Genomic DNA, 23,634 nt, shown 5'->3' on the forward strand with positions numbered 1-23,634 from the left:
CGTCCAGCCACGCTGAACAGATAGTGCCAGCTCAGCCCTTGAGTTCATCTTGCGTGTAAGGCAACCGCAGCACAAAACGGGCGCCACCTGTCGGCGCCTTCTCCACCCGCAGCTCTCCACCATAATTTTCTTTGATAATGAAATAGGAGACCGACAACCCCAGGCCGGTACCGATACCGATCGGTTTGGTTGTGTAGAAGGGTTCGAAAATCCTTGTTACCTGATCATCCGGGATACCGGGGCCGTTATCCTCAATCTCTATCCTGATCCAATCTGGTTCCGCCTGCGCACGAAGTGTGAAACACGGCTGGTATCCCGGCTCACGCTGTTGCCCCATTGCCTGGGCACCATTTTTCAACAGGTTAAGCAACACTTGTTGAATCTGACTGGGTTCGCATTCTATGGTCGGCAGACCCTGATCATACTCTCTGACAATCGCTATCTGCCTGAAATCAAGCCCATCCTCAAGCCTAAAATCATTGGCCGCCAAATCCAGCGTCTGTTCCAGCAACTCCTCTACATTGCAGGGTTGCAGATGCCGTCTGCTTTTGCGGCTAAAGCTGAGCATATTATCGACGATCTTTGCGGCACGTTTTCCGGACTCCCTGATCCGCTCAATCATTTCATAGACTTTGCGTTCAGAGAGATATTGCGTCACCGACTCTATATTGGTACCACAGGCTTCCGCCGTTTTGATATTGACCGGCAGATCACCCTGGATACGATTCTGCATGACCTGAATATTCTGCAATATGCCGGCCAGGGGATTGTTGATCTCGTGTGCCATACCGGCGGCCAACCCACCGATAGAGAGCATCTTCTCGGACTGGATCATCATCTCTTCAATACGTACCCGTTCGGTCACATCATCCACACGGATCACCGCGCCATCGATGCCGTTGGTCGTCAGTGGATAAATGGTGACATCATAGAGGCGCACCGACTCCTCCCCAGCCGACTTAAGACGCTGGTCATGGGATGAGATGCCATTCCGGATAGCATCCTTAACATGCTCGACCTCTTGCTGCAGCAAAGGAAATGCCGTTACCAGGTCTTGTCCTACCGCCCGGGCAGCGGAAACGCCAGCGATAATTTCCGCTTGGCGGTTCCATTGGATAACATGGCAATCCACATCGACACAGATCAGCGAAGAAGGCATGGAGTCCACCACATTGCTCAATAGATTGCGCAACCGATTCAACTCTGCCTCTGCCTCCTCCTGTTGTTGTATGTGGAGTTCAAACTCACCCAACATCCGATTGGCTTTATCGATCAACAGTCCGATCTCATCCTTGTGATGGCCTTTTGGAATACCCAACTTTTTGGATCGGGCAGCGCCGGGATTGATTGCGGCAAATGAGGCCGCCGTCTCCATCATCGGCTTGGTGAGGGTGTAGTAGAAAATCATACTCAACAGCAGGGCGAGTATCAGGTTGCGCACCACTCCAAACAATAGAATCCGCCCGGCACGATCGAAGAAACCTTCCGTAACCAGATAGGGATCTATCGACACAATGACCATGCCGACCGGCTGTTCACGACCGTCCCAAGAGAGAGGTAAATGATAGGTTTTGCTGCTCCCAACCAGAAGATCCGCCAAGCGGCGCAACCTCATGTCCACATGCGGCCGCTCCGCACTGGCCAAGAGACCACCCAGATCATCCCGAATCTCAGCCTGAATAACCGGCGGATATTCAAACAGACCATTCACCACCTGCTGAGCCAGATTATTATCCAGGCTATAGGCGGCCTGGGCAGCCGGCGATCTCAACAGGCTGAGCACCTGGTTGACGGTCTGATCAACATGCTGCTTTTCCTGCTTCAGGTCTGCCGCAATCTGATAGAGCGAAATGAACAGCCCGATGATAAATACCGTCATCACGGTAATCATCGCCTGCTTATAGGAGAGGCTATTTCTACGCTCTATTGTCACCACTTCCCCTGAAGTTTGACGGCCATTTGCGCACACTCATGAATCGGATTACAAGGTATCATAGCGGTCTACGTACTACAGCGGCCACTCTGCGACAGACTGGAGTGGAAACTGCTACGCTTCCCGCCTGATCAACACAACGGCATAACAGGCGATACCTTCACCCCGCCCGGCAAAACCCATCCCCTCGGTCGTTGTCGCCTTGATGTTTATTTTGTCAGCACTGCTGTGCAGGTCAACACTAAGGTTTGAGCGCATGGCTTCAATATGCGGGCTTAGTTTAGGCGCCTGAGCAACCACCGTGATATCGGCATTTCCCAGGACCCAGCCTTCCGTATCCAGCCGAGCCACAACACGAGTGAGCAGATGGCGGCTGGAGATGTCCTTGTACTCCTCACTGTTGTCCGGAAAATGAAACCCGATATCCCGCAGACCCGCCGCGCCCAGCAATGCATCACACAGTGAATGAATCAGTACATCACCATCCGAATGTGCCTCCAGGCCAAATGGGTAATCGATCGTCACTCCGCCCAAGATCAGGGCTCTACCCGGGGCAAACCGATGGGCATCATAGCCCTGTCCAATTCGCATGGCGCCACCTCACTGTTTAATAAGTAAAACTGATGTCTCTACACTCGATAACCACCGTTGACAAGCACCTTCGACGACGATGGACTACCCTTTGGATAACCAATAATAAGAAACAAGCAGTCATTGAAGTATGCATCATATAGGGAGGAGAGAAAGATGCCAAAATCAGACCCCTTACCCATTGAACTACGCCAGTTGCCGGACAGTTTTTATGAGTGGAACAAAGCATTGGCAGAGCTGTTGGCAGCTGAGGAACATATCCAGTTGACCGACAAGCACTGGCAGGTAATCCATTTTCTCAGAGACCACTGTGACACCCATGGAACCGGCTGTAGCGCCCGCTTGCTACTCAAGACATTGAGCCAGCAATTCAAGCGTGAAGGCGGCAAACGTTATCTCTACAGCCTGTTCCCCAGAGGACCGGTGGTACAGGCGTGTAAGATCTCCGGTATCCCCCTTCCCCGTTACGCACTGGATCTCTCATTCGGCAGCGTCCACTGAACGAATGGATTAATTCCTGTCTCGTTGACTGAGGTAGAATTCGGCCAAGGCAAGATCTTCCGGACGGGTGATCTTTATATTGTCGCTACGCCCCTCAACAAGTTGCGGAACGTTTCCGGCAAGTTCGATCGCACTCGCTTCATCGGTAACGCACCGATTATCTGCCCGGGCCTGTTGCAGTGCCTGGCGCAAGGCGCCATAGCGAAACATTTGGGGCGTAAAAGCACGCCACAGCTGTTCTCTCGGGAGGGTCTCCAACACGCGGCCGGTATCATCTGCCCGTTTAACGGTATCGCTGAGCGGCGCTGCCAGTAATCCACCAATTGGGTGTGACGCAAGCTGCGCGATCAAATTGTTCAGATCGTTCGGATGCAGGCAGGGTCTGGCGGCATCATGCACCAACACCCAGTCCATCGGATCGGCCTCCTGTTCCAAGGCCAACAGACCGTTCAGCACCGAATCGGCCCGCTCCTTTCCCCCTGTCACACGCTGTACCCGGAGATGTCGCGCATGGGTCGTCTCGGCCCACCACTCATCGAGCGCGGAGATCGCCACGATGACCCGTATAATCGTCGGATGGGCCACCAGGGTCGCCAGGGCATGATCGATGACCAGCCCCCCATGCAGCGTCAGATACTGCTTGGGCAGCGTACTCCCCATACGACGTCCCACACCTGCAGCGGGAACGATTGCCCAGAAGCAAGGAGCCTCCCGGTTCACGGCTTACCCTGCTGCGGCTCGATGATTTGGTAAAAGATTTCCCCCTCTCTGATCATACCGAGATCATTCCGCGCCCGCTCCTCAATAGCTTCCAGGCCTTTCTTCAGATCATCCACTTCGGCCTGCAGCGCCTGATTACGCCGGCGCATCTGTTGCAGCTCATCCTTCTGCTGAGCGATATCCTGCTTCAACAGATGCAACTCAGCCAAGCTCCCCTCGCCCACCCAGAGTCGATACTGGAGTACTACCAGCATGGCAAAGAGAAGGAGTATCAGGATCCGTATCATCATCTAACGTAACTATTCGGCTCTTCGATAAAACCTGAATATCAAACAATCAGGAGGCATTGGCGTTCATCATAAAAACCAAGTCATTCGCCTTATGTCGCCGACACGTTGTCGAATCGCCGAGCACGGCAAGGAAAGGGGCCGCGCCGAATCTGAAGCGATAGACCGGGTACTGATTCCCGCTAATGCCTACTCATTCGACACCGGCCCGCGGCATTACCGTGCTTGATGCTCTGCCAGTGACGCGATTGGTTCAGAGGCAGTTAAAAGCACCTTTTCCGGCGTACACGGCTTCGCTGCCGAGCTGGTCTTCAATGCGCATCAACTGGTTATATTTCGCCACCCGGTCAGTACGACTCAATGATCCGGTCTTGATCTGACCGGTGTCGGCCGCCACCACCAAGTCGGCAATAGTGGTGTCTTCGGTCTCGCCGGAGCGATGTGACACGACCGCAGTATAACCCGCATCTTTTGCCATCTTGATCGCTTCCAGGGTTTCGGTCAGGGTGCCAATCTGGTTGAATTTGATCAGAATGGAGTTGGCGATACCCTGCTCAATCCCGCGGGCCAGGATCTTGGTATTGGTAACAAACAGGTCATCGCCTACCAACTGAACCCGGTTGCCCAACTTCTCGGTCAGTAACTTCCAGCCATCCCAATCACTCTCATCCATGCCATCTTCAACCGAAATAATCGGATACTGATCGACAATGCCACTGAGATAATCGACAAACTCGGCCGCACTGAACTGACGCCCTTCGGAAGCCAGATCGTACACGCCGTTCTTGTAGAACTCCGAACTGGCCACATCCAGTCCCAGATAGATATCGCTACCCACTTTGAAGCCGCTTTTTTCAATCGCTTCCAGGATCACCTCTATCGCCGCGACATTGGAGGGCAGATCGGGTGCGAAACCGCCTTCATCACCCACAGCGGTATTGAGACCGCGGGATTTGAGAACCGATTTCAGCGCATGGAACACCTCGGCACCGTAGCGCACCGCTTCACGGATCGAACCGGCCCCTACCGGCAGGATCATGAACTCTTGGATGTCCACGCTGTTGTCGGCATGGGAGCCACCATTGATGATATTCATCATCGGCACCGGCATGCGGAACGGTCCCTCCGAAAGGGAGCGGTAGAGGGGTAATGCCTTCTCCTGCGCCGCCGCATGGGCTGCCGCTAGGGAAACCGCCAACAGGGCGTTGGCGCCCAGTCGATCTTTATTCTCGGTACCGTCCAGCTGGATGATTTTCCTATCCAGACCCACCTGATCTTGCACATCGAAACCCAACAGGGCCTGCTTCAGCTCACCGGTTATGTTACCAACCGCCTTCAGCACGCCTTTACCCAGGTAGCGTTGCTTGTCGCCGTCGCGCAGCTCCAACGCCTCGCGTGAACCGGTGGAGGCTCCGGATGGTGCAACGGCCCGGCCAATTGCGCCATCGGCAGTAATGATATCCGCCTCTACGGTGGGATTACCGCGCGAGTCAAGGATTTCACGACCTCGAACATCAACAATCTCAGACATTGTTACTCCAGTTTTATTCGGATATAGGTAAGATTTTAAAGATAAAAAGGTTTATGCCCGGATGACGATCCGGATCCGTATCGTCTGTTATAGTGTGGTTTCGATAAATCCACGGCGCTTGACCGCCTGATCCAGCTCCATAAGCGTCTCCAGCAACGCCTCCATCTTATCCAGCGGCCAAGAGTTGGGGCCGTCGCTCAAGGCTTTCTCCGGGTTGGGATGGGTCTCCATAAACAGCCCGGAAACACCCGCTGCTACTGCAGCACGAGCCAGTACCGGCACAAACTCGCGCTGTCCGCCCGAAGCGTTCCCCTGACCGCCGGGCAACTGCACCGAGTGGGTGGCGTCATACACCACCGGCGCACTCGACTCACGCATCACCGCCAGCGAACGCATATCGGAAACCAGATTATTGTAGCCAAACGAGGCACCTCGCTCACACACCATAATCTGCGTATTACCGGTACTGCGCGCCTTTTCCACCACATGCTTCATATCCCAGGGAGCGAGAAATTGGCCTTTTTTCAAGTTTACCGGCAATCCCTGGCTGGCTACCGCCTTGATAAAATTGGTTTGCCGACACAGGAAGGCCGGTGTCTGTAACACATCCACCACGGCCGACACCTCACTCAACGGGGTATCTTCATGCACATCTGTCAGTAGCGAGACACCGATCTCCCGCTTGACCTTTTCCAGGATCTTCAGTCCCGCTTCGAGGCCGGGTCCGCGGTAACTCTGCCCCGAAGAGCGGTTGGCTTTGTCGAAAGACGATTTGTAGATAAACGGGATCCCCAGCCGTCCGGTTAACGCTTTCAGCTCACCGGCTGTGTCCAGAGCCAACTGCTCGCTCTCCACGACACAGGGGCCGGCAATTAAAAACAGCGGCTGCTCAAGTCCTACCTCGAATCCACAAAGTTTCATGCGTTTGCTGTCTCCCTACTCATGTCGTATTTATACTTCCGTGCCGCCTGGACAAAACCGGTGAATAGCGGGTGGCCATCCCTCGGTGTGGAGGTGAACTCCGGATGGAATTGGCAGGCAACGAACCATGGGTGATCGCTGATTTCTACAATCTCGACCAGTTTGCCATCCATAGAACGGCCAGCGATCTTCAACCCCGCTTTCTCCAGTACCTGCAGATATTGATTATTAAATTCATAACGGTGACGATGGCGCTCAATGATGGTATCGCTGGCATACAGCTTGCGGGTCAACCCATCTTCGTCCAACCGACACTCTTGCCCGCCCAACCGCATGGTGCCACCGAGATCGGATTCTTCACTGCGCACTTCCAGCTCACCATCCGCATTGAGCCATTCGGTGATCAGTGCAATAACCGGATAGGGTGTCTCACGATTGAATTCGGTGCTATGGGCATCGGTCATACCCGCCACATGGCGCGCATACTCAATCACCGCTACTTGCATACCCAGACAGATTCCCAGATAGGGTATCTTATGCTCGCGAGCATAACGCACTGTCTCGATCTTACCCTCGACACCCCGCTCACCAAAACCACCGGGAACCAGAATCGCATCGACCCCCTTAAGACAGTCGGTGCCACTTTTCTCCACCTGCTCGGAATCGATATATTTGATGTTGATCTTGGTGTGAGTATGGATGCCGGCGTGAATCAACGCTTCGGAAAGGGATTTATACGCCTCCGTCAAGTTCATGTACTTGCCGACCATAGCGACAGTCACGCTGCCATCTGTGTTTTCCAGGCCATCGATTACCGCCCGCCATTCGGACAGATCCGCAGCCGGTACGTTGAGCCCCAACTGGCGAACTACGATCTCATCCATCTTCTGCTCATGTAGGAGCAGTGGGATCCGGTAGATATTGTCTGCATCGACCCCGGTGATAACCGCCTCTTCGGGAACGTTGGTAAACAGGGCTATCTTTTTACGCTCGCCTTCCGGCAGTGCGCTCTCACAACGACACAGCAGCACGTCGGGCTGAATCCCGATAGAGCGCAACTCTTTAACCGAATGCTGGGTCGGCTTGGTCTTGATTTCGCCAGAGGTGGGGATATAGGGCACCAGTGTCAAATGCAAAAACAGCGCATTCTGCTTACCCATTTCCACGCCCATCTGTCGAATTGCCTCGAGAAACGGCAGGGACTCGATATCGCCCACCGTACCGCCAATCTCCACCAGGGCAATATCGGCATCGCCGGCCCCCAAGCGGATACTGTCTTTCATCTCATTGGTAATGTGGGGAATCACCTGGACAGTGCCGCCCAAATAGTCACCGCGCCGCTCCTTGCGGATGACGCTTTCATAAATCTGTCCAGTGGTAAAATTGTTATTGCGGCCCATGGTGGCGCGAATAAAACGCTCATAGTGCCCCAAATCAAGATCGGTTTCAGCGCCATCTTCGGTAACGAAGACTTCACCGTGCTGAAACGGGCTCATGGTCCCGGGATCCACGTTGATATACGGATCCAGCTTGATCATGGTGACTTTTAAGCCGCGCGCTTCCAGGAGTGCGGCCAGTGAGGCAGAGGCAATACCTTTGCCCAGCGAGGAAACAACACCGCCCGTGATAAATACGAATTTGGTCATAGACTCTATGTCTTGTGGTGGAGGAAAGAAATCATTCAGGACGGGGTTTAATAGTACGCGAAACAGGCTGTAGCCTCAATCAAAAGGCCGCTTATTTATCGCTCTCCATGAACCGTTTCACAGGCCAACCCTGGCACGTACGCACCAAAACGAGGCGCCTTACCTATCAAATTCTGTTTTCACCTCGGTCGGGCATGAAACCCACACCGGACATAAGGGGACAGGCAACCTGACAGGCAGAGGTAAAATCATTTAGTATCATCTCCATCGCACCTCTTTGCAGGACGCCTCCGGAAAAGATACTTGATCCAGAGCAAAGCAATCTGCAAAATATCCCTTCCTACGGAGAAGTCAGGTAGTCCAGTGAGCGAACACAAGGTCATCTCTTTCGACAATATCAAGGTTGCCTGCAGGAACTGTAGCCTTACCTCTCTTTGTCTCCCAATGGGGCTTACTCCGGAAGACGTGGATTTGCTGGACAATATCGTCAAGCGCAACCGTCCGCTTCACCGTGGTGATCATCTGTTCCGTCAGGGCGATAATTTCCAGTGTATCTATGTCGTCAAGACTGGCACCGTCAAGAGCTTTGACCCGGGCGAAGACGGCAGCGAGCAGGTTCTGGGCTTCCACCTACCTGGCGAGATGATCGGGCTGGACGCCATTGAGAGCGGCTTCCACCACTGCTCCGCCAAGATCCTGGAGACTACGGCTGTTTGCGAAATCCCCTTCGCCCGGCTGGAAGAGCTGAGCAGTACAATCCCCAGCCTGCAGCACCAGATGTACCGTCTGTTGAGTCGGGAGATCGGTCACGACGAGGATATGTTGACCCTGTTGGGCAAGCGCAATGCCGAGGAGCGGTTGGCCTCTTTCCTGTTGAGCCTGTCCGGCCGATTCCAGCGCCGCGGCTTTTCTCCGTCCGATTTCTATCTCAGTATGTCACGGCATGAGATCGGCAACTATCTGGGATTGGCGGTCGAGACCGTCAGCCGCCTGTTCACCCGTTTTCAGGACGATGGCTTGCTGAAGGTGGAGCGTAAGCATATACAACTGTTGGATATCGAGCGGATCAAACAGATCGTGCACGGCGACCAGAGTGGCGTGCGCGAACAGCAAGCCACCTGAGCGAATCCATCCCAGATTTAAGAATCGGCCGATTCAGGCGATTCCATACGCCGCCAGAGACAACTGCCGGCCCCTTTCTCGATCATATCCAGCCGTTGCTGATGTAACGCCAACTCTTCGACATTCGCCCTAACCACCTTCAAACGGGGCCGGGACGAATCCAGGCGTTGAATCCGCTCCCCCGCCGTATCCCCTTCACCGCGCCCAGCATCCAGTGACAACGCGCCCTGGCCGCCGGTCATCATCAGGTAGACGTCAGCCAGAATCTCCGCATCCAGTAACGCTCCGTGCAGTTCACGGTGGCTGTTATTGATGTCATACCGCTTACACAGTGCGTCCAGGCTGTTACGCTGCCCCGGATGCATCTTTTTGGCCATGACCAGGGTATCCACCACGCTACAGACGGCATCCAACGTTGGATGATCCCCCCCCAACAACCGCAGCTCATGATTCAGGAAACCGACGTCAAACGGCGCATTGTGGATGATCAACTCCGCCCCTTCGATGTAAGCCAGAAAATCATCCACCAGATCACCGAATCGCGGCTTATCCGCCAGGAATTCATTGGTGATGCCATGCACCTCGATCGCCGCTTGGTCGATCTCCCGATCCGGCTGCAGGTATTGATGGAAATTATTCCCGGTCAGCCGACGCTCGACCATCTCCACACAACCGATCTCGATAATCCGGTGCCCCTGGGAGGGCTCCAAGCCGGTGGTCTCCGTATCCAGTACAATCTGGCGCACGCTCATACACCCAACTCCTCTACACCCTTGTTTGCCAGACTATCGGCCAATTCATTTTCGGGGTGGCCATTGTGCCCCTTCACCCATGACCACTGCACATCGTGTTGTGCCACAAGCTGATCCAGGCGCTGCCAAAGATCGCTGTTCTTGACCGGCTTTTTCGCCGCGGTCTTCCAGCCATTGCGTTTCCAATTCTTGATCCATTCGGTAATACCATGCTGCACGTACTTCGAATCGGTCGTCACCCGTACAGGGACCGAACGGGTCAGTGCTTCCAGGGCGCTGATGACGGCCATCAGTTCCATCCGGTTATTGGTGGTATCCGGCACGCCTCCGTACAGATGCCGCTCTTTCCCTTTGTAGCGCATCACCGCACCCCAGCCACCGGGACCCGGATTGCCTTTGCAGGCCCCGTCGGTAAATATTTCTACCCTTTCAATCACTTAATCTCTACTCCTGGTATGCCGGATATTATTCGCAGAGGGTTCTGCCATGCCGCCCCGGATGCGCCGGGGGCGCAGCTTCCAGGCTGGCTTGATCGGCGTCAGCCGCGACACCCGCTTGACCGCCAATATCATATAGACACCCGACAGCGGCGACCAGAAGCGCTCACCTATCCGCTCCAGGAAACCCAGACGCTGCATCATCCGTTCCCGGCCGAGGGGCGGCCTGAACATCACCCCCTGCTCCGCCTTGATCTCAAATCCAAGCAGCGAAAGCCAGTCGTGAACCCGCCAGGACGAGATAAAGTGGCCGCACCAGGGAACCCGCTTGCTGCGCATTCGCAGAAAGCGCCAGATGCCCCACAGGCTCCAGGGATTGAAACCGACAATAATGACGTGTCCCTCGGGGATCAGCACCCGCTCCACCTCCCGCAACAACTGATGCGGATCCTTGGAAAAATCCAGTGTGTGCGAAAGCAATACGGTATCGATACTGTCCGATGCGATGGGCAGGTACTGGGGATCGCTCACCACACATTGGGCGCCAAAGGCATCCTCCTCTCTGGGCACCAGCACCACCTGCGACTTAATCCGGCTCATGCGCAGCGGATCCATCTGCAAACCGAGGCAGCCAACCTGCAGCAGATAGTAGCCGAAACACTCCGACAGCAGTTGTTCCAGGCAATCCAGTTCCATAGCGAGCAACTCGCGCCCCGGCGTCGTACCGAACCAGCGGCGCAGGTCATCCGTCGAGGGCGGCTTGATAATTCGGTTAAATAGTCTCTTCATCAACAGACACTGTCATTTGTGCAACGCATCAATATCACGTTTGGCCCGATCCAGGCTGTAACCAGTCTACCTGCTAAACAGACCACTCACACCCGGAAAAGCTCATCACGGGTTTTTATCCCGGCAACATGACCGGTTTCCTGGAAAAAAACAGGTGTTTTGCGTATAGTCCGGGCTAATTTATGCCAACGCCAGACAGCCGCGGATCGTTTCATGCACAAAAGATATCTGACCCTGACGCTCCTCACCACCCTGGTATTGGGCGGATGCAACACGCTCAACCAGAGGGCCGAGCCGGAATATATCCGCGTAACGGCTGAGGCCGATGTAATACCTGTCGCTGATAACGAAATCGCCGATGCACCGGCACCTGCACTGACCACCAGCCAATCCGAGCCTGCACCCGAGGCCGATCTGCCGGCGACGGAAACCGCCGCCGTTCCCGAGCCGCCGATGGATCTCATGGGGCGGTTGCGCGCCGGCTTTAGCCTAAATATCCCGGACAAACCACGTATCGATACCCAGGTTCGCTGGTTTGCCGCCAACAGCGATTATCTGGACCGGGTACAGGAGCGGGCAGCACCCTACCTCTACTTTATTCTCGAAGAGGCCGAACAGCGCGGCATGCCGACCGAACTGGCACTGCTGCCGATCGTCGAGAGCGGCTACCAGCCCTTTGCTTACTCACCGGGGCGCGCGGCCGGCCTGTGGCAGTTCATCCCCTCGACCGGCAAACACTTCGGCCTGAAGCAGAATTGGTGGTATGACGGCCGCCGGGATGTGGTAGCCGCCACCCGCGCCGCCCTGGATTACCTCAACACTCTATCGACCCAGTTTGACGGTGACTGGGAATTGGCCCTGGCAGGCTACAATGCCGGTGCAGGCACCGTGCTGCGCGCCATCAAGCGAAATCAAAAGCAGGGCAAGCCGACCGATTTCTGGTCCCTTGATTTACCGGTCGAGACGATGCGTTATGTGCCGAAATTATTGGCCGCCGCCAAAGTCCTGGCCAACCCGGATCAATATGGCATTACCCTTGCCGATATCCCCAACCAGCCCTACTTCAAGAGCGTCGATATCGGTTCCCAGCTCGATCTCGCCCTGGCCGCCGATATGGCAGGCATCTCTATCGAAGAGCTATACCGACTCAATCCCGGATTTAATCGCTGGGCCACCGCCCCCGGGGGACCACATCGCCTGAGTATCCCGGTAGAGCATGTCGAGCACTTCAGCCAATCCCTGGCAGCGCTCGATCCGAACAAAAGGGTGCGCTGGAGGCGCTACAAGATTCGTCCGGGCGACAATCTCGGCAGCATTGCCCGAAAACACAAAACCACCGTGGCGCTGCTGCAGCAGGTCAACAAGCTGAACGGGTATCGCATACGGGCCGGTAAACATCTGCTGATTCCGGTCTCCGTCAAAAGTCTCGACCAATACACCCACAGCGCCGATGCACGCCTGGCGAAGACCCAGAACCAGTCACGCAAAGGCCGCCGTCTAACCCACACCGTGGTGGCAGGCGATACACTGTGGGATATCGCCCGCCAATATCATGTCAGCCACCAGGCGCTGGCCCGCTGGAACGGCATGTCGCCCCGAGACACGCTGAGGCTGGGACAAAAACTGGTGGTCTGGCAACAAAATGGAAAAACTCAAGCTAAACTGGCCCGACTCCCTTCTTCACTGTCCCCGGCGGCCAACACCCGCAGCAGCCTGCGTTACCGGGTCAAAAAGGGTGATTCACTGGCGCGGATTGCCCAGCGTTTCAATGTCTCTGTATCAGATTTGAAAAAGTGGAACTCACTGGAAGGACGCTATCTGCAGCCGGGACAGCGCCTGCAACTGTTCGTCGACGTGACCGAGCAAACCCTGTAAGCGACCGCAGGCAAGGCGTATCAATGATTCGCCTTCGCCTGCTCGACTTTAAAACAGCTCACCTGACGGCCATCAGCATACTCGATCAGATCTGGGTAGCGCTCACGGCACTGGGCCATCGCTACCGGACAACGGGGATGAAAATGACACCCGGCGGGCGGGTGAGCCGGGGACGGCATATCCCCCTCCAGCCTGATCACCTGTCGTTTCGATCCGGGATCGGCCACCGGCACCGCTGACAGCAGCGCCTGGGTGTAAGGATGGCGTGGGGCGGCCAGGAGCTGACCGACCTCCCCCCGCTCCACAATCCTGCCCAGATACATTACCGCCACCTCATCCGCCAAATAGGCCACGACGGAGATATTGTGGGTAATGAACAGAAAAGCCAATCCATGGCTATTCTGCAACTGTTTAAGCAGATTCAGAATCTGCGCCTGTACCGAAACATCGAGGGCACTGGTCGGCTCATCACAGATGATCAGTTTTGGATTGACGGCCAATGCCCGGGCAATACAGATACGCTGACGTTGCCCACCCGAAAATTCATGCGGGTAACGACTGGCCGCCTCGGCGGAGAGCCCCACCTGCGCCAGTAGCTCCAACACCCGACTACGGCGCTGTTCGGCACTTCCGCCGATGCGCTGGGCCTTCATCCCCTCTTCAATAATGTCGCCCACCAGCATCCGCGGATTCATTGAGGCCACCGGGTCCTGGAAAATAATCTGAAGTTCGGAACGACGACTGCGCAGGGCATTGCCTTTGAGCCGGGTCAGTTCATCGCCGGAAAAACCAACGGTGCCGGCGGTGGGCCGCACCAGTTGCAGTATCCCTTTGCCCACCGTCGTCTTGCCGCAGCCAGATTCACCTACCAGAGCGACCGTCTTGCCCGGCGAAATCGACAACGACACCCCATCCACCGCCTTGACATGGCCTACGATACGTTTGAAGACGCCCCTGTGGATAGGGAAATGGACCTTGAGCCGATCAACCACCAGTAATGGCTCACGACCGGTGGCAAGATTGGCCGCCGTGTGATCGGACACTTCCGCTGCCTGCATGGCGGCCAAATTCGGCTGGCCGGCCAGGTAGCAGCGTGCCCCCTGCCCCGGCGCCAGGGTGGTCCAACCCGGTGCTGTCTCACAATCCTCGAACGCCTGGTCACAACGATCCATAAACCGACACGCGGTGAACGGCTGATTCAAAGGCGGTACATTGCCGCTAATTACCGCGAGTCGCTTGCTGCGCTTTTCGGCATTCGGCAACGATTGGAACAATTTCTGACTGTAGGGATGTTGGGCATCCCCAAAGAAACGTTCACGAGTCGCCACCTCGATAATCTGTCCGGCATACATCACCGCCACCCGGTCCGCCACCTCGGCCACTACACCAAGGTCATGGGTAATCAGGAGTATCGCCATACCCGTTTGCTGTTGGAGTGTCTTGAGCAGCGCCAATACCTGGGCCTGAATGGTGACATCCAGGGCAGTGGTGGGTTCGTCGGCGATGAGCAACTCAGGACGGCCGGCCAGAGCCATGGCAATCATGACCCGCTGCTTCATGCCGCCAGAGAGCTGATGAGGATACTCATTCACCCGCCTTTGCGGATCGGGAATACCGACCGAGTTGAGCAGTTCAACAACCCGCTTAGCAACGGACTGGTTATCCGCGGTATCGCGAATCTTAACCGCTTCACCGATCTGTTGCCCGATGGTCAGCACCGGGTTCAGCGAGGTCATAGGCTCCTGGAAGATCATCGCCATACGACCACCCCGTTCATCCCGCATGGCATATTCCGGCAGATCCAATATGGCGGTGTTACCCAGCCGTACCTCACCACCCACAATTCGCCCTGCCGGCGGTAACAGGCGCATGATCGACAGCGCGGTCATCGACTTGCCGCAACCGGACTCACCCAGCAGGGCGAAGGTTTCGCCTTTTTTTATCTCCAGATCGACACCGTCTACGGCCCGTACCGGGCGCTCGTGGTTCCCCAGCCAGGTTTGCAGATTGTCGACTTTCAGCAAAATATCGCTCATGCGGAAACGGTTTCCCTAGGGCCTGTTAACACTAACTGAATCGCACCTGTTGCCCCTGAAAAAGTGCCAATCAAGGCGCGAGGCGCGTAGTTTGGTCGCTCCAAATAAGCAACGAGCAACGCCGAGTGGTGCTTTTTCAGGGGCAACCCGAAGGGCTGAGGCCATTTTTCCGCCCAGCGGCGTTATCAGTCGCTCATGTATGCTCAATACACTTCACTCCTTTTGCCTTGCTGCGCAAAAAAATGGCCACAGCAGGCATGATACCGTTAGTGTTAACAGACCCTATGGCGGATCAGCGGGAACTGCGCAGACGCGGGTCAAAGGCGTCCCGCACCACATCGGAAAACAGATTGGCCGACAACACCAAGGTAAACATAAAGATCATCGAAGCCATCAGCGACCACCAGACCACCGGTTCCCGGGCCATCTCCAAACGTGCGCTATTGATCATATTGCCCCAACTGTTCATGGTGGGGTCAACGCCTATATTGACATAGGAGAGCACCGCTTCCGCCAGCACCAGGCCGGAAAAGTCCAGCACCACAGTGATCAACACGATGTGCAGCACATTGGGCAGTATGTGACGTAAAATAATCTGGAAATGCCCCACACCAAAGGCGACCGCCGCCTGCACGTAATCGACCTCACGCAGTTTCATCGTTTCGCCCCGCAACAGACGACACAATCCAGTCCAACTGGTGACACCGAGGATGATACAGAGGAACAGCAGGCGCAGATCGGCCCGTTCCACCAAACTGTTAAATTCGTCCGCGTGGTTGCTCATGTAGATCTGCAGCATCAGAATCGCCGCCGCAATTAACAGCACACCGGGGATGGAGTTAAGCGTGGTGTAGGTGTATTGAATCATGTCATCCACCCACCCCCTGAAGTAGCCAGCCATGATACCCAACAGGATGGCGGCAGGCAGCATCACCAGGGTAGTCAGGGTGCCGATCAGCAATCCAGTGCGGATGCTCTTCAATGCCTGATAAAACACATCCTCACCCACCTTGTCGGTACCGAGCAGGTGATAATGGCCGGACAACTCCACCGCCCAGAGTAGCAGCATCAGCAATAAGCCCAGGGTAATCAGCGCGGTACGCCAGGGGATTTCGCTTTTGCCGGTCAACACCTCCCTGGCCGCGCCGGCGAATCCCCCGGGCCGGCTGGCAGCCAGCAGGGCAAACAGGATGTTGGCCATCACCAGAGTCACAACCAGCCCTTTGATCACGCCGATCATACTCAGGCGCACGACGTCCTGAGCCCAATCCCGTTGCGGATCCACCAAGTGGGCGCCGCCGTATTTCAGCCGTGGAAAATCCCGGATCACCCGGCCGTCCGCGAGTTCGATATTCTCCTTGGCGTACAGATGAGTGGCCAACGGGGCCGAATAAGTCTTTTCCTGACGCTCCCTAAGTGGCTGTACCAGACGGTCAAACAAGCTGACCACTTCGATCGACTGCACTTGGCCAGCTGCAGGCTGATCTGTCGTCAACGTCGGCTCGAAGTGGATCGAATCCAGCAACCCGACCAGTACATAGAAGCTCAGTATCACCAGGGTAGCGATACCGATCCGGCTGCGCAGCACCAACCGCCAGGGTCCGCGCAGGTGCTCTTTCCCCGCCGCGTAGATGCCGAATGCGACGGCAAAAAACAGCAACAGGAAGACCAGCGCGTCGGTCCATAAAACCACCAACCCGCCCATCATGACAAGCGCACCCGCGGGTCAACCAGCGTATAGGAGATATCGGTCAACAGCAGACCGAGGATATAGAGCACCGACCCGAGGAAGACCATGGAGCGGACAATGGCGAAATCCTGCCGGTTGATGGCATCGATGGTGTAGCTGCCAAGACCGGGGATGCCGAAGAACGACTCGGTGATCAGGCTGCCCATGAACAGCAGCGGCAACACCACCACTACCCCGGTCAATATCGGTATCATGGCGTTTTTCAGTACATGTCGGAACAACACCACACCTTCCGACAAGCCTTTGGCGCGAGCCGTACGGACATAATCCCGGTTGATCTCTTCCAGAAACAGCGTGCGGTACCAACGTGTCCCGGCACCGATCCCTCCCACCACGCCAATCAGGACCGGCAGCACCAGAAACTTGATGGAAGCGAAGCCGGTATCGTAGCCGGAGATGGGTACCAAATGGAGCAATTTACTCACCAGATACTGGCCACCAATAATATAAAACAGCCCGGAAACAGACATCATCACCACGCACAGCACCACGCTCCAGATATCGATATAGGTCGCACGAAAAAAGGCGATCAACAGGGCATAAGTGATATTCACCAAAAGCCCGACCATCAATACCGGTATAGCGATAGCCAGGCTCGGCCACATCCGCTGAGAGATGTCATAACCGATGTCCCGATCGCTATCGGAAGTACCAAAATCAAACTGGAACAGTTTGAGGGATTTCTGAAAAAAGATGGTGTCGGTGAACTGCGCTACGCCCTGGCGACTGCTATTGATCAACAGCGGCTTGTCATAGCCCCGCTCCGCCTTCCAGGTCTCGATCGCTTCCGCCGTCACCCGCTTCATGCCCAGGTTCATACGGGCCATGTCATCCGGTGAGTTGACCACGAAAAATAGCACAAAGGTCAGGACATTCACCCCGATCAGGATTGGGATGGCATAGAGAATCCGACGAATAATGTAGGCGATCATCGGGCCGCACTCCGCTCATGGCGTCGATAGACCAATACTGCCGGAATGGCACTGGCCACCAGCGCCAGCATTAGCAGAATCAGCGGCCATACAACGGGTGGATTCCATCCCTGCTGCTGCCGACTGCGCGCTTCACCATCGATACGTTTGTACTTGAGGGTGTTGTTGGCCATCAGATTGGGTTTCACATTCCCGTACCAGCCGTGGTACAGCGAAAAGGCTTTGGGATAAAAACCCCAGATCCAGGGGGCATCCCGGCGCAGGATATCCACCATACGGTCGATGATTCGCTGTCGCTCAGGGCTATTCTCCATATTTTTCATCTTATCAAACAGGGCATTGAACTCCGGATTGTTATAATTGACCGCATTTTCGCCCGCGTGATCCACCTTGCCATTGGGACCGTAGAGCAGAAACAGGAAATTCTCCGGATCCGGGTAGTCGGCATTCCAGCCGAACATAAACAGTTGCCCGGTACCCTTGCGCAGCTTCTCCTGAAAACGGTTGTAGTCGGTAGCCCGAATCACCAACTGGATCCCCAACTGCTTGAACTGTTTACGCATCCAGTTGAGGAGTGCCTTGCTGTCCGGTCCGGCGGAGGCCGATTCATAGTTCAGCACCAGGGGTTTACCGGTCTTGCTGCTGATGCCGTTGGGATACCCTGCCTTCACCATCAGCGCCCGCGCCTGTTCGAGGGGTTTGCGTTGCGGTTTGCCGTTCACCACATCAAATACCACCGGATTGATCCCTTCCGGTCCATCCCGACTACCAAAGATCCCCAGCGGCAGCGGGCTCTGCGCCACCACCCCACGCCCGTTCCTGAAGATCGAGATATACTCTTCAAAATTGACTGCGATCGAGATAGCTTGTCGCAGATACCGGTTCTGTTCGGAATCGCCGCCAATTACCGGATCGGCCATGTTGAAGCCTAGATAAAAGATCGACGTTTCCACGGCGGTCGCCAGCTTGATACCCCTTGCCAACATCTCCGGTGTCAAATTGGCTTCACCGCCGGAGCCAAACTTGACCGCCTGATCAAAACTGTCCGAACTGACACCGGAGGTGTCGTAATAACCTTGTAGAAATTTATTCCAGAAAGGTATCCCCTCTTTTTCCAGACTGTAAACCGCCTTATCGATCAGCGGCAGCGGCCGGCCGGCATCATCCAGCAGGCCCTGCTCCCGGTCTTCCGGCTCTCCCTCCGCGGGATATGCCTCGCCGTGGAAATTGGGATTACGTTGCAACACCATGCGCAAATTCGGATTGTTCTCCGTAAGCATAAAAGGCCCGGTACCGATCGGATACCAGTTCAGACTGATATTGTGTTTAGCCAGGCCCGGTTGACTGTAAAACAGATCCGCCTCCCAGGGCATGGGGGCGAAAAAGGTCATGGCCAGCCAGTAGATGAATTGAGGGTACTTTCCCCTTAGTCGCACCTTGAAGCGGTAGCGATCCAACTGGGTCACGCCCGCCAGGGGATAGTCGCGCAGATCGATAAAGCCGTTACGGGTTCCGGTTGATTGCGACTGCTGCTCCTGAGCCGCCGCCAGCGTTTTACCAAACTCTTTAAAACCGACAATATACTCCCCCATGATACTGGCAATGGGTGAATGCAGCTTGGGATTGGCCAAGCGCTTGATCTGATAGATGTAATCCTCTGCCGTCGCCTCTCTGGTACCGGTATCCGGAAAATCCGCCAGGGTGTTGACCCGTTCCACCTCGGCCTCGGTCAAATGGTGGTAGCGATAGCTACCGTCCGCCGCGGTTGCCAGCGCCGGATGGGGCTGATAACGGATACCCGGTTTAACCTGTATCTCATAGTCGCTGAAGGCAACCCGGTCCGCCGGCGCATCATCCGGCAACAGCTGTCCGGCTTGATCAAAAAATTGCGGTACCGGTACTTGTTGGGCGGCCAAAGGCACCAGTTGATAGGGTCGTTTCAGGAAGTGATATTGCAGCGGTGGTTCATAAATCTGGGCGATAAAGGCGTACTCGTTGGCCGCGTAGGAGCGGGCGGGATCCAGGTGTTTGGGGCGTTCGGAAAACGAACTGAAGAAGGTGTTGGATTTGGATTCGCTGAGAGGATAAGGGGCATTCCAGGCCCGCTCGCCACAACCGCTGAGCAATACCCCGAACAGCGCGACAAGCAACAGAAGTTTGCACCTCGTCCGCCCGCACGCTGCCTGTACTACTTGTCTCCTCAGGTGTCGCATTGTTTTTATAAATCACTCCGTGGGATCCGGTTCACGCCGAAGTGGATCACTTGGCAGGGTTTTGATCAAACCGACTCACCGCCGATAAAGCCACCATCTTGAACAGCAGCATATATTAGAACAGACCAACAAAAAACCGTCGGGTTCTTTTCCAGTCGCCGCTTTTCCGGTACCTTAGAGCAGCCCGGCGAGCATAAGGTCCGGTGTATTCAATCTTTCTATCAGTCGAAGTGTTAAGGATTTCAAATGGGTTTCCTACAAGACAAACGCATCCTCATCGTCGGAGTAGCCAGTAATCGCTCCATCGCCTGGGGCACCGCTCAAGCCATGCATCGTGAAGGCGCGCAACTCGCCTTTACCGCCCAAGGTGACAAACTACTGGAGCGGGTACAGAAGATGGCCGCCGAACTGGATTCAGACATCGTCCTACCGCTGGATGTGACCTCTGACGAACAGATTGAGTCCGTGTTCACCGAACTGGGCAAGCGTTGGGATGGTTTGGATGGCATCGTACATTCGGTCGGCTTTGCACCGCGTGATCAGCTTGAAGGCAGCTATATCGATGCCGTCACCCGCGAAGGATTCAGCATCGCCCACGACATCAGCGCCTACAGTTTTGCCGCGTTGGCCAAAGCAGGCCGGACCATGATGCAAGGACGCAACGGCGCCTTGATCACCATGAGTTACCTCGGAGCGGTACGCACCATTCCCCATTACAATGTAATGGGCATCGCCAAAGCCAGTCTGGAGGCCAGCGTGCGCTACATAGCCGACTCGTTGGGGCCAGAGGGCACCCGGGTCAACGCCATTTCTGCGGGCCCGATCCGTACCCTGGCCGCGTCCGGAATCAGTGGTTTCAAGGGAATGCTCTCGGAAGCGGAGAAGAAGAATCCACTGCGTCGCAACGTGACCATTGAAGAGGTTGGTAATGCGGCGGCCTTCCTCTGTTCCGACCTGGCATCCGGAATCACCGGTGACATCCTGTATGTGGACTCCGGTTACCACATCGTAGGTATGGCCTAAACCGATAGCCGCCGACTTAATCAGCGGTTCCTCAAACAAGAAAAGCCGCTTGTCCCGACAAAGGAGCAAGCGGCTTTTCTTATTAATGAACGATTAGTTGTCCGTCGACTCTTTTTCGATAACGACATCGGCCGTCGTACGCAGATTGCCTTGCAAGTGCTGAAAATAGCTCTTCCCGCGCGACTGGATCAAGGCATTCTTCAAGGCAGCATCACCGCCCAGCTCGTTGGCATCTGCCAAGGTACCGTCCGTCACAGTATGCAGCGCTATCAGTGCCAGATCGCCGCTCACCATGGCCAGTTGACCATAAACGGGAGCATCGCCCTCGGGACGCGCCATCAGGAACAACTGCTTGACCAAGTCTGCCGGCACATCCTGGGCATCGCGGCTGATCACTTTACGTGCTTCGACCTTCACCCCTTTTTCAGTGGCGATTTCCGCCAGCGTTGCGCCTTTTGTCAACTTGCTAACCAGCTCCGATCCCTCTTGCTTGGCCTTTTTAATAGCGCTTTCAACCCGCAACTTATCCTGTATCGCCTGCTTGACCTGATCCAGCGACCGGATAGACGCCTCTTCATGATCCACCACACGCAACACCAGAATATGCTCCGGCGTCAGCTCGATCGCCTCGCTGTTGTGCCCGGAAACCAAGACATCCTCGCTGAACGCCGCTGCGATGACTTTGGGTGCGCCGAGTACTCCCTGCCCGCCATCACGGCTAAACCAGTCGCTCTCTTTCGGTTCGATGCCCAAGGCATCGGCCGCTGGCTGAAGACTATCCGGCTCTTCATAGGCAATATTACCTAACCGTTCTGCATATTCGTAAAATATTCGTTCCGCTTCAGCTTTTAAATAGTCCTTTTGGACCTCGTTCCGTACATCTTCAAATGATTTACCTAAAATCTTGGTCAGCCTAATAATATGAAAACCGAACGGGGTACGCACCAAATCGCTGATTTCACCAGGCTGCAGTTTGAATACGACGGCATCGAATGCCGGCTCCATCACTCCCGTTTCAAAGAACCCGAGATCGCCGCCCTCTTCCACCGAGCCGGGGTCCTTGGATTCCGCCTTGGCTACTGCAGCAAAATCCTCACCTCCACGCACCCGCTTCAGTATCGCCTCGGCTTCCGCCTTTGCCTTCGCCACAGCCGCGTCATCGCTGCCCTCTTCCACCGGGATCAAAATATGGCTGGCACGGCGCTGTTCGGTACTTTTGTAGTGAGACTGGTTCTCATTGTAGTAAGCACGCAGCGCCTCATCATCCGCCGTTAAGGTCTTGGCGATACCGGCCACATCCAGGTCGAGATAACGTATCTTGACGCGCTCGGGAGCCATAAAGTCATTTTGATGGGCGGCGTAATAAGTAGCCACCTCGTCATCACTGACCTCGACACCACTCAGGAAATTGGCCGCCGGCAAGGTCAGGTATTCAAAATCGCGTCGTTGCAGTCTCAATGCTACCAGACGATTTAGTTCTGATTGCGTCGCAAATTCAGAACCGGTAACCGCCTTTGAGAGCTGCGAACTGATCAACCCACGACGAATCTGCTGTTCGAATCCGGCCGGGGTCAAACCTTGTACTCGAACTCCGCTCTCATAGGCATCTTGGTTAAACCGTCCATCCACCTGGAACCCGGGAAGCGAGCCGATAACCTGTCTCACCAAGTCATCACCCACCTGCAGTCCCATCTCCTCGGACTTCTGCATCAACAGATTGTTGCGAATCATGAGCTGAAGCACTTCCTGCCGTAACTTGGCTTCGTCAATCAGCTCCGGACGGTAATTGTCGCCCAGCCGTTGACGTAGGTTCGTCCGGAAATCGCGATACCCCTCTTCAAACTCACGCTGCGTGATCTCTTGTCCGTTAACCGTCGCGGCAACAGGTTCAGAACCGCCACCGAGATAAGAGTTAATGCCGAAGAGTGCGAAAGGCACACTGATGAGGATAACAATGAACCAGGCGATCACTCCCTGGGCGCGTTCCCTGATGGACTGAAGCATGACGTACCTGAATCCGAATATTTGGATAGTAAAAGAAAACGGGGTATCCAAGGATACCCCGCGTCTTCTCACCTCTGGCGGAGCGGACGGGGCTCGAACCCGCGACCCCCGGCGTGACAGGCCGGTATTCTAACCAACTGAACTACCGCTCCGTAAATGGTGGGTGCTGAGGGGATCGAACCCCCGACCCTCGCCTTGTAAGGGCGATGCTCTCCCAGCTGAGCTAAGCACCCGCTGAAGGCGCGCTAGTTTACGGCATCCTTCAGGGCTTTACCAGCCTTGAACGATGGATTTTTAGATGCCTTGATTTCGATGGTAGCGCCGGTCTGTGGGTTCCGACCAGTACGTGCAGCTCGCTCACGCACGGAGAAGGAACCGAACCCGATGACTGATACTTGATCCCCGTTTTTCAGTGCCTCAGTAATGGCTGCAATCATGCCATCCAGTGCACGTCCGGCGGCTGCTTTGGAAATGTCTGCAGAATCTGCCATCGCATCGATCAGTTCCGTCTTATTCATTAATCGTCTCCCCTAATGGTTATAAAAAAACGCTGTGAACAGCGTGGGTAAAA

General features: G+C 55.4%; 20 protein-coding genes and 2 tRNA genes. 4 read left to right on the forward strand and 18 right to left on the reverse strand.

Annotated features, from left to right (window positions below):
- Positions 1 to 31: 31 nt before the first annotated feature.
- Both ACQY5R_RS00370 and ispF read right to left on the reverse strand, forming a co-directional pair.
- Positions 32 to 1,933 carry an ATP-binding protein gene (locus ACQY5R_RS00370; protein ID WP_428603223.1) on the reverse strand — a complete coding sequence of 634 codons (1,902 nt, stop codon included), beginning with the start codon at positions 1,931 to 1,933 and terminating at the stop codon, positions 32 to 34.
- 114 nt (positions 1,934 to 2,047) lie between these two features.
- On the reverse strand, positions 2,048 to 2,524 hold the full coding sequence (gene ispF / locus ACQY5R_RS00375) for a 2-C-methyl-D-erythritol 2,4-cyclodiphosphate synthase (protein WP_428603225.1): 477 nt from the start codon (positions 2,522 to 2,524) through the stop codon (positions 2,048 to 2,050).
- Positions 2,525 to 2,680: 156 nt separating this feature from the next.
- Between ispF and ACQY5R_RS00380 the strand changes: the two genes are divergently transcribed.
- Positions 2,681 to 3,025, forward strand: coding sequence for a TusE/DsrC/DsvC family sulfur relay protein (locus ACQY5R_RS00380; protein ID WP_428603227.1), 345 nt, complete (start codon positions 2,681 to 2,683; stop codon positions 3,023 to 3,025).
- A 9-nt stretch (positions 3,026 to 3,034) separates the two neighbouring features.
- On the opposite strand, the gene ispD is transcribed toward ACQY5R_RS00380, so the two are convergent.
- From ispD to ACQY5R_RS00405, 5 genes are all read right to left on the reverse strand, one after another.
- Positions 3,035 to 3,745, reverse strand: coding sequence for a 2-C-methyl-D-erythritol 4-phosphate cytidylyltransferase (ispD, locus tag ACQY5R_RS00385; RefSeq protein WP_428603229.1), 711 nt, complete (start codon positions 3,743 to 3,745; stop codon positions 3,035 to 3,037).
- Positions 3,742 to 4,035 (reverse strand): cell division protein FtsB, encoded by a 294-nt coding sequence (gene ftsB / locus ACQY5R_RS00390; protein ID WP_428603231.1) that lies wholly within the window; start codon positions 4,033 to 4,035, stop codon positions 3,742 to 3,744. The genes ispD and ftsB overlap by 4 nt, the downstream gene beginning before the upstream one ends.
- A gap of 250 nt (positions 4,036 to 4,285) precedes the next feature.
- Positions 4,286 to 5,563: a phosphopyruvate hydratase gene (eno, locus tag ACQY5R_RS00395; RefSeq protein WP_428603233.1), complete on the reverse strand. Its 1,278-nt coding sequence runs from the start codon at positions 5,561 to 5,563 to the stop codon at positions 4,286 to 4,288.
- Positions 5,564 to 5,650: 87 nt separating this feature from the next.
- A complete protein-coding gene (gene kdsA, locus ACQY5R_RS00400; RefSeq protein WP_428603235.1) occupies positions 5,651 to 6,484 on the reverse strand; it encodes a 3-deoxy-8-phosphooctulonate synthase in 834 nt (277 codons plus the stop codon).
- A complete protein-coding gene (locus ACQY5R_RS00405) occupies positions 6,481 to 8,130 on the reverse strand; it encodes a CTP synthase (RefSeq protein WP_428603238.1) in 1,650 nt (549 codons plus the stop codon). Before ACQY5R_RS00405 ends, kdsA begins: the two co-directional genes overlap by 4 nt.
- Positions 8,131 to 8,493: 363 nt before the next feature.
- Between ACQY5R_RS00405 and fnr the strand changes: the two genes are divergently transcribed.
- Positions 8,494 to 9,252 (forward strand): fumarate/nitrate reduction transcriptional regulator Fnr, encoded by a 759-nt coding sequence (gene fnr, locus ACQY5R_RS00410; protein ID WP_428603240.1) that lies wholly within the window; start codon positions 8,494 to 8,496, stop codon positions 9,250 to 9,252.
- A gap of 17 nt (positions 9,253 to 9,269) precedes the next feature.
- Here the strand turns inward: fnr and dnaQ are convergent, their stop codons facing one another.
- The 3 genes from dnaQ to ACQY5R_RS00425 are packed head-to-tail and all read right to left on the reverse strand — an operon-like array spanning position 9,270 to position 11,230.
- Positions 9,270 to 9,998, reverse strand: a complete 729-nt coding sequence (gene dnaQ, locus ACQY5R_RS00415) for a DNA polymerase III subunit epsilon (protein ID WP_428603574.1) — start codon at positions 9,996 to 9,998, stop codon at positions 9,270 to 9,272.
- A 2-nt stretch (positions 9,999 to 10,000) separates the two neighbouring features.
- Complete coding sequence (gene rnhA / locus ACQY5R_RS00420) at positions 10,001 to 10,438, reverse strand: ribonuclease HI (RefSeq protein WP_428603576.1); 438 nt, start codon at positions 10,436 to 10,438, stop codon at positions 10,001 to 10,003.
- 3 nt (positions 10,439 to 10,441) lie between these two features.
- Positions 10,442 to 11,230, reverse strand: coding sequence for a class I SAM-dependent methyltransferase (locus ACQY5R_RS00425; protein WP_428603242.1), 789 nt, complete (start codon positions 11,228 to 11,230; stop codon positions 10,442 to 10,444).
- Between the two features lie 213 nt (positions 11,231 to 11,443).
- Here ACQY5R_RS00425 and ACQY5R_RS00430 point away from each other — a divergent pair, with 213 nt between their 5' ends.
- Positions 11,444 to 13,105: a LysM peptidoglycan-binding domain-containing protein gene (locus ACQY5R_RS00430; protein WP_428603244.1), complete on the forward strand. Its 1,662-nt coding sequence runs from the start codon at positions 11,444 to 11,446 to the stop codon at positions 13,103 to 13,105.
- A 20-nt stretch (positions 13,106 to 13,125) separates the two neighbouring features.
- On the opposite strand, the gene ACQY5R_RS00435 is transcribed toward ACQY5R_RS00430, so the two are convergent.
- The 4 genes from ACQY5R_RS00435 to ACQY5R_RS00450 form a co-directional block, all read right to left on the reverse strand.
- Positions 13,126 to 15,141 carry a dipeptide ABC transporter ATP-binding protein gene (locus ACQY5R_RS00435; RefSeq protein ID WP_428603246.1) on the reverse strand — a complete coding sequence of 672 codons (2,016 nt, stop codon included), beginning with the start codon at positions 15,139 to 15,141 and terminating at the stop codon, positions 13,126 to 13,128.
- A 292-nt stretch (positions 15,142 to 15,433) separates the two neighbouring features.
- On the reverse strand, positions 15,434 to 16,849 hold the full coding sequence (locus ACQY5R_RS00440) for an ABC transporter permease (RefSeq protein WP_428603248.1): 1,416 nt from the start codon (positions 16,847 to 16,849) through the stop codon (positions 15,434 to 15,436).
- Entirely contained in the window at positions 16,846 to 17,823 is a 978-nt protein-coding gene (locus ACQY5R_RS00445; protein ID WP_428603250.1) for an ABC transporter permease, read from the reverse strand. The genes ACQY5R_RS00440 and ACQY5R_RS00445 overlap by 4 nt, the downstream gene beginning before the upstream one ends.
- Complete coding sequence (locus ACQY5R_RS00450) at positions 17,820 to 20,036, reverse strand: ABC transporter substrate-binding protein (RefSeq protein WP_428603252.1); 2,217 nt, start codon at positions 20,034 to 20,036, stop codon at positions 17,820 to 17,822. Before ACQY5R_RS00450 ends, ACQY5R_RS00445 begins: the two co-directional genes overlap by 4 nt.
- 246 nt (positions 20,037 to 20,282) lie before the next feature.
- Between ACQY5R_RS00450 and ACQY5R_RS00455 the strand changes: the two genes are divergently transcribed.
- Positions 20,283 to 21,059 (forward strand): enoyl-ACP reductase FabI, encoded by a 777-nt coding sequence (locus ACQY5R_RS00455; protein ID WP_428603254.1) that lies wholly within the window; start codon positions 20,283 to 20,285, stop codon positions 21,057 to 21,059.
- A 93-nt stretch (positions 21,060 to 21,152) separates the two neighbouring features.
- On the opposite strand, the gene ACQY5R_RS00460 is transcribed toward ACQY5R_RS00455, so the two are convergent.
- The 4 genes from ACQY5R_RS00460 to ACQY5R_RS00475 all read right to left on the reverse strand — a co-directional run bounded on the left by ACQY5R_RS00460 (position 21,153) and on the right by ACQY5R_RS00475 (position 23,581).
- Positions 21,153 to 23,063, reverse strand: a complete 1,911-nt coding sequence (locus tag ACQY5R_RS00460) for a SurA N-terminal domain-containing protein (protein WP_428603256.1) — start codon at positions 23,061 to 23,063, stop codon at positions 21,153 to 21,155.
- A 75-nt stretch (positions 23,064 to 23,138) separates the two neighbouring features.
- A tRNA-Asp gene (locus ACQY5R_RS00465) sits at positions 23,139 to 23,215 on the reverse strand.
- 5 nt (positions 23,216 to 23,220) lie between these two features.
- Positions 23,221 to 23,296, reverse strand: a tRNA-Val gene (locus tag ACQY5R_RS00470).
- A 12-nt stretch (positions 23,297 to 23,308) separates the two neighbouring features.
- Positions 23,309 to 23,581 (reverse strand): HU family DNA-binding protein, encoded by a 273-nt coding sequence (locus tag ACQY5R_RS00475; RefSeq protein WP_428603258.1) that lies wholly within the window; start codon positions 23,579 to 23,581, stop codon positions 23,309 to 23,311.
- Positions 23,582 to 23,634: the final 53 nt, after the last annotated feature.

Origin of the sequence: Sedimenticola sp., assembly GCF_050289425.1 — a bacterium.
Classification (GTDB): Bacteria; Pseudomonadota; Gammaproteobacteria; order Chromatiales; family Chromatiaceae; genus Sedimenticola.